General features: G+C 44.5%; 8 protein-coding genes and 1 pseudogene. 8 read left to right on the plus strand and 1 reads right to left on the minus strand.

From position 1 onward, the window contains the following. Positions 1-526 (minus strand): 23S rRNA (adenine(2030)-N(6))-methyltransferase RlmJ (gene rlmJ / locus ABYB02_RS13310; RefSeq protein WP_372762920.1); only part of this gene is annotated, 526 nt, incomplete at its 3' end. A gap of 255 nt (positions 527-781) precedes the next feature. Between rlmJ and zapB the strand changes: the two genes are divergently transcribed. The 8 genes and pseudogenes from zapB to ABYB02_RS13350 all read left to right on the plus strand — a co-directional run. Then, complete coding sequence (gene zapB, locus ABYB02_RS13315; RefSeq protein ID WP_372762921.1) at positions 782-1,012, plus strand: cell division protein ZapB; 231 nt, start codon at positions 782-784, stop codon at positions 1,010-1,012. Continuing rightward, a complete protein-coding gene (locus ABYB02_RS13320; protein WP_372762922.1) occupies positions 1,012-1,317 on the plus strand; it encodes a cell division protein ZapA in 306 nt (101 codons plus the stop codon). Before zapB ends, ABYB02_RS13320 begins: the two co-directional genes overlap by 1 nt. Before the next feature lie 57 nt (positions 1,318-1,374). After that, positions 1,375-2,391: an MBL fold metallo-hydrolase gene (locus ABYB02_RS13325; RefSeq protein ID WP_372762923.1), complete on the plus strand. Its 1,017-nt coding sequence runs from the start codon at positions 1,375-1,377 to the stop codon at positions 2,389-2,391. Between the two features lie 113 nt (positions 2,392-2,504). Further along, positions 2,505-3,992 (plus strand): LysM peptidoglycan-binding domain-containing protein, encoded by a 1,488-nt coding sequence (locus ABYB02_RS13330; protein WP_372762924.1) that lies wholly within the window; start codon positions 2,505-2,507, stop codon positions 3,990-3,992. 66 nt (positions 3,993-4,058) lie between these two features. After that, positions 4,059-4,553, plus strand: coding sequence for a peptidylprolyl isomerase (locus ABYB02_RS13335; RefSeq protein ID WP_372762925.1), 495 nt, complete (start codon positions 4,059-4,061; stop codon positions 4,551-4,553). Positions 4,554-4,573: 20 nt separating this feature from the next. Continuing rightward, positions 4,574-5,302, plus strand: coding sequence for an SDR family NAD(P)-dependent oxidoreductase (locus ABYB02_RS13340; protein ID WP_372762926.1), 729 nt, complete (start codon positions 4,574-4,576; stop codon positions 5,300-5,302). Then, positions 5,299-6,138 (plus strand): amidohydrolase, encoded by an 840-nt coding sequence (locus tag ABYB02_RS13345; RefSeq protein WP_372762927.1) that lies wholly within the window; start codon positions 5,299-5,301, stop codon positions 6,136-6,138. Before ABYB02_RS13340 ends, ABYB02_RS13345 begins: the two co-directional genes overlap by 4 nt. Before the next feature lie 48 nt (positions 6,139-6,186). Continuing rightward, a pseudogene (locus ABYB02_RS13350) lies at positions 6,187-6,392 on the plus strand (peptidase); the annotation flags it as partial.

The following is a 6,392-nucleotide window of genomic DNA, read 5'->3' on the forward strand; positions in this document are numbered from 1 at the left end:
CCGTGTCGTAGTCATCTTTAATTTCGTAAGGCGGATCGATTAACACACAGGCGCGGCGCGATGCTGGCGGCAATAAGCCAATCAAACCGGCAAAACCATTTTCGCCGCGCACGCGAATTGAGCGTTTGCCTTGCATGTTACCTTCAAGTAACAGTAAGTCGCGAGGGTGCAGCTCAAAAAACCAGCCTTTATCTTGACGGCGCAAAAAGTGCTCAGCAATTTTTGGCGAGCCCGGATAAAACGCCAAGTTAGGAGTATCATTAAACGATTTAATTAACGCCACGTAGTCGTTTAACGCGCTATGTTCGCTAGTATGTTGCCACAGCTTGGCAATGCCATCTTGGTATTCTTGGGTCTTTTGCGCATCGGCGGCGGCCAACTCAAAAAAACCAGCGCCGGAGTGCGTGTCAATATAATCCAGCGGCTTATCTTTAACAGTTTGATAGCCTAACACTTGTGCTAACACTAAATGTTTAAGTACATCGGCCGGATTACCCGCATGAAAAGAGTGTCTGTAACTAAGCATTATTTATTTTCGCCATACGCTATTAAATAAAAAGCAGTGAACCATATGCATGAAAGCTTGGCAACTGAGAATAGCCGCAGCAAGCATGATAAATCTGGCAACTGAGAATGAACTATTTCTGAATGAAAAAGCCAATACCCTGAATTATCCCTTAACAGAGAATAAAAATCAGCTAAAACCTGCGTAAATGCTGGCAAATAAGCACACTTTGCTTTACATTTGCATGACCTTAATTACAGTTATATGAGCGCCTTTATGAACAACGATACTCTTCAACAACTCGAACAACTGATCGACCAATTAATTCAGCGTAATAACCAATTACAAAGCGAAGTTGCTGATTTAAAAGAACAGCATAGTAAACTGGTAGATGAAAACGAACTACTACAATTAGAAGCACTGGAAAACGAAGAAAAGCAAAAAGATGCCAGCACTACCTTATCTGGTTTGCTTGATAAGTTACAAAGCGCCCAACAGGCTAGCTAATGTCTGAGCTGCAAAACCAGCGAGTCACGGTTGAATTGCTTGGTAAAGAGCAGCAATTTGCTTGTCCAGTTGGGCAAGAAGCGGCACTAAAAGCGGCAGCGAAAAATTTAAATGATTTAGTTGAAAAAATGAAACAGCGTTCAACTATCAAAAACGAGCAAAATGCCCTGTTAATGGCAGCGTTAAATTTAAGCCACGAATTGCTTGAAGCACAGACTCAACAAGCCGTCGATCAACAACAGCAAGATCAACTCATCGACAAACTGAGTCAGCAGTTAGCCTCTGACTCAACCGTCAATAAATAAAAGCGCCTAGTGCGCTTTTATTTGTTAGGCTAGCTGTAATTGCAATGAGGAGCTTTTATGAAATCAGTCCGTGGTTTATTAACTTTAACTACCTACTTATTACTGCTGAAGACTGGTTATTTTGCAGGCGCTGCACAGGCAGCCATGACTTGGCAAACCATTAACCCCAACATTCAATTTCTGAAACAACCAGATACACTACGTTTTTACGACTCCAATCAAGTGCTGATCCAAGGCAACAAGTGCGCCTTATTAGTGGATGCCAGTGGCAACTTCGCCGCCGTAGAACAATTAGTCCGTGAGCTAAAACAACGTTTAACAACGCCCCTTTGCTATTTAGTCGCCACTCACTTTCATGATGACCACTTACTCGGTATGGCGGTGCTGCAGCACTTTTATCCCAATGCACAACTTATTACCCACCAGCAAGTAAACACTGACTTTGCTCTTTATCAACAAGCGCTTGCAACTAAGTTTGACGGTTTTGAAAAAAGTATTGAACTCAGCTATCAACGCTTAGCGACACTCCCAGACGATGAACAAGCGCAGTGGCGTATAAAACTAGAACGCGCAAAACAGCGCTTGTTTCGCTGGCAAAAATACTCACTTAACTCACCTGATATCAGCATCAGCAATAGCAAAACGCTCAACTTAGGCGACTTTGCCGTAACTTTAAACGCGCAACAAGCACACACCAATGGTGATCTAACAGTGACCACCAATAACGGCCGTATTTTAATTGCCGGCGATATTGCTGATTGGCTTCCCTATCCCGGTCATGGCGAGCTGAACAACTGGCAAGCAGTGCTTAAACGCTATATAAATGATACGAAGTTACAACAAATAATCCCCGGGCATGGCAAGCTACTCACTAAAACACAATTACAGCAACCACTGCTGTTTTTAACCACCATTACCGAGCACGTAAATAACCATCCACAGCAGAGCATAGAACAGCTTATGCTGTCATTTCCACAGCATGTGATGCGGGCGTACCAACAACAGACGCTGGATGCCAAATCGAGTAATTTGTTTTTGCAAGCAGGCTTACAGCGCGCTAAAAAAGCCCATTAACAGCGGTTACCAAGTTCTGAATGGCTAACTGAGTAAAGGATTAGTGTGGTTAAATAACTCAATAGCAGGGATTGTGTTAAAATAGAACAAGGATGCATGAAAAAGTGAACGCTATGCGCTGTTTGGTTTTATGTTGTTTAACTGTATTATTCGCGGGTTGCAAAACGACCGCCGAGCCACCGGTTGCTAATCAAGCACCGTACTTATTTACTCAGTTTCAACCCAGTTATACCCTTGCCACTGAGTTGTCTAGCGATAGCACGGTAAAGCTTTCCAGCGTGCAACCAGTAGCAACCTCCCCCGCTGCAGCAAAAAAACAGCTTGTAAAGAAACGCCCCATAGCAACAACAGACTTATGGCAGCATATTGCCAACAACCTGCATTTTACCGTGTACCAAAACCGCGCGCTGAAACAACGTATTAACTGGTATTTACAGCAACCCAACTACTTGAATATTGTGAGCGCGCGCGCAGCCCCCTACCTCTACCATATTGTAAAAAAGGTAGAGCAACAGCAACTACCGATGGAGCTGGCCTTATTACCGTTTGTTGAAAGTGACTTTAGACCCACCATTGCATCATCGCAACAAGCCGTGGGCGTGTGGCAGCTGATTGACGCCACCGCTTATCACTTTGGAGTGAAATCAGATCAATGGTATGACGGACGCCAAGATGTGCTTGCTTCAACCGATGCGGCGCTTAAATATTTACGCTATTTACATAAACGCTTTGCTGGTAATTGGCTGCATGCGTTGGCCGCTTACAACAGCGGAGAAGGGCGCGTACAGCGCGCAATTGAGCATAATAAAAAGCGCGGCAAGAGCACCGATTTTTGGGCGCTAAAATTACCACAAGAAACCGCCGACTATGTCCCTAAATTACTCGCATTGAGCCATCTAGTTAAGCATCCTAAAACGTCGTTCCCGCGCCCAACACTACCTTATAAACCTTTAACCACATTAATGAATGTAGGGCAACAATTTGACTTTTCGGTTATCGCCAAGCTCTCAGGGATTGGCTCTAAACAACTTCATGCGCTAAACCAAGGCTATTTAAAAAATCAAAGCTCCCCCAATGGCCCACACACTTTACTATTGCCGATAGAACAACAAGTGCTATTGAAGAGCCGCTTTTTTAGAGCTAATTTTGCCGGTGAATACATAGTCAAGCAAAACGATACTCTGTATGGCATTGCCAAACATTACAATATAACAGTGAAGGCGTTAAAGCAGCTCAATAACAAACACAGCGATATTATTGCTGTTGGCGAAACGTTATTAGTCGGGCAGCCTAACCCCCTGCCCGCCTCGCTCACGGTTAATTACGAGATTAGTCCCTATCTTGCCTACCAAGAAGTAGTGATACCCAGTATTGCAATCGATTACCAGGTTAAGCCGGGCGATACACTATGGGGGATCAGCCAACTTTACGACGTAGCACATAGTGATTTAGCAAAATGGAATAACCTCTCGGCATCAAGTGTGCTGCAGCCAGGCACCCAATTAACGCTATATATACCGCAAGCGGAAGAAGCCATTGCCCCGGTGGTGGTAAAAGATTTACTCTCTGAACTACAAAAAACGCTAAATCAGCCACCATAAGTTTCTAAACACTATTATTTCACGTAAAATTAGCCCTTATTCAAGTCAAAAATTAAAGAGACACGCATGCAAATTAGTAACAATTCAGCCGTTGAATTTCATTACACCCTGAGCGAAGCCGGTGAACAAATAGAAACCAGCACCAACGACGCGCCACTAAGCTATATTCATGGCAGCGAAGGAATGCTTGCTGGCTTAACGCAAGCGCTAGAAGGTAAAACCGCAGGCGACAAGTTTTCCGTGACACTGGCGCCAAGTGAATCATATGGTGAGCGTGTAGATGACTTAATTCAGCGTATTCCACTTAAGCATTTACAAAGCGAAAGCAAAGTAAAAGTGTGGAAACCGGGTATGACAGCCATGGTGAATTCAAATCAAGGTCGTCATCAAGTCACCATTGTAAAAGTAGGCCGCTTTAATGCTGACTGCGATTTAAACCACCCATTTGCCGGTAAAACACTGACTTTTGATGTTGAAGTTGTTTCAGTACGCGAAGCAACAGCGGAAGAGATTTCGCATGGCCATGTACACTCAGCCGGCGGTTGTGGTCACTCGCATTAATTAGTCATTTAGGAGCAAGTATGTCAAAAGTGGCAATTGTAACCGGGGGCTCTAAAGGGATTGGCTTAGCGGTAGTACAGCGCTTATTATTAAGCGGCTATGCGGTGCATAATCTTGATATAACTCCCAGCGACAGCGGTGAGTTTCATTATTGTGATGTCAGTGATGTAAATGCTGTGCGTGCTTGTATCAATGCTGTTGCTGCACAAACGCAGCGTATTGATCTACTTGTTTCTAACGCCGGAAAACACTTAAGCGCCAACATAGAGGACACCGATGAGCAAACCTTTGATGCGTTGTTTGCCCTTAATGTGAAAGGCGCGTATGCCGCCGTACAAAGTGTGTTGTCGCTGATGAAAGCGCAACATAACGGCGCGATTGTACTCATTGCTTCCGATCAAGCTATGATTGGTAAACAAAATTCATTTGCTTATAACCTGACTAAGCATGCCCTGGCGTCGATGGCGAAAACCACCGCGCTTGATTACGCCCGCTATAACATTCGTGCTAATGCGGTGTGTCCTGGCACCATAGAAACCCCGTTATTTCATAACGCCATAGACGCGTATTGTAAAAAAAGCGGCGCCAATAAAACCCAAGTAGTGGCCGAAGAAGCCCGCCTACAACCTTTGAATCGCTTAGGGCAAGCCGATGAAGTGGCTGCCTTAGTTAACTTTTTAGCCAGCGATGACGCAGCCTTTATCACCGGTAGCTTGCAAAGTATTGATGGCGGATACACCTGCCAATGAGCAGTAAGATTATTGACCCCCATGTGCACTTTTTTAATTTATCTGAGGGTCAATACAGCTGGCTGCAAGGTAATAACCCGCCCTCTTGGCCTAATTTAGCGACAATAAAACAACTCATCACTCCTGAGCAATTAGCCCATAGCAGCGATTTCACGCTTGCTGGGCTGGTTCATATTGAGGCCGGATTTGATAACTTAGCGCCGATACACGAGCTAAACTGGCTTGCCAAACACTTAGCGAACTTTAAATATAAAGCGATTAGTTATGCCAGCATCCATCAAGGTAACAAGCAATTTAGCGACGCATTAAGCGAGCTTGCTCACCCACGTTTAGTCGGCATTAGAGATATAACTGAAGGCGATGATGCCAAACGCTTATTAAGCGCTAATTGCTATCGCAATTTGGGTGTCTTACGCGATTTAAAACTGCACTTTGAAGCCCAATTTGAACTGGAGAATAGCGCCGTTTGCCAGCGCGTTGCGCAGTATGCTCAGCAATTTAAACCACTGCTGATTGTTATTAATCACGCGGGTTTACCTCGCAATATGCACGCCTGGCAACAAGGGATAGCGTTACTGGCTAAGCACAGCAATGTGGTGATTAAGTTTTCTGGGTTTGAACTGTTAAAGCTAGATAGCACGCAGCAGGCGCAGTGTTTTAATATTATATTGCAGCACTTTGGCGAGCAGCGGGTGATGTTTGCCAGCAACTTTCCAGTATGCCAAATAAATGCCAGTTATAATCAACGCTGGCACGCGCATTTATCTTTATGCCAGAGTGCAAATATGTGGCAACAATTAAGCTACACTAACGCCAAACATTACTACCAAGTGTAAATAAAACCCGCTATATTTAATGAAATAGTTTAACAAGCGAGCTTTTATATGACCCTCCTGCTACGGCCAAAAATCACCTTAACACTGTTATCGGTTGCCTTGCTTGGTGTTTTATCTGGCTGCGGCGGCGGGAATTCGAGCAACAGCACCACACCCGAGGAGAGTAATAATGGCTGGACTGCAGGCGTTTTTGCCAATGCAAGCCAGTTTAAAGGGCAATGCCAAGCGAATAACGAAAAAAACTGGCTGCGCTC

Source organism: Pseudoalteromonas sp., assembly GCF_041613455.1.
Taxonomy (GTDB): Bacteria; Pseudomonadota; Gammaproteobacteria; order Enterobacterales; family Alteromonadaceae; genus Pseudoalteromonas.

Excerpts from the sequence above, each read along its gene's own strand:
- zapB (WP_372762921.1), top strand. The coding sequence starts at position 782 with ATGAACAACGATACTCTTCAACAACTCGAACAACTGATCGACCAATTA.
- ABYB02_RS13320 (WP_372762922.1), top strand. The coding sequence starts at position 1,012 with ATGTCTGAGCTGCAAAACCAGCGAGTCACGGTTGAATTGCTTGGTAAA.
- ABYB02_RS13325 (WP_372762923.1), top strand. The coding sequence starts at position 1,375 with ATGAAATCAGTCCGTGGTTTATTAACTTTAACTACCTACTTATTACTG.
- ABYB02_RS13330 (WP_372762924.1), top strand. The coding sequence starts at position 2,505 with ATGCGCTGTTTGGTTTTATGTTGTTTAACTGTATTATTCGCGGGTTGC.
- ABYB02_RS13335 (WP_372762925.1), top strand. The coding sequence starts at position 4,059 with ATGCAAATTAGTAACAATTCAGCCGTTGAATTTCATTACACCCTGAGC.
- ABYB02_RS13340 (WP_372762926.1), top strand. The coding sequence starts at position 4,574 with ATGTCAAAAGTGGCAATTGTAACCGGGGGCTCTAAAGGGATTGGCTTA.
- ABYB02_RS13345 (WP_372762927.1), top strand. The coding sequence starts at position 5,299 with ATGAGCAGTAAGATTATTGACCCCCATGTGCACTTTTTTAATTTATCT.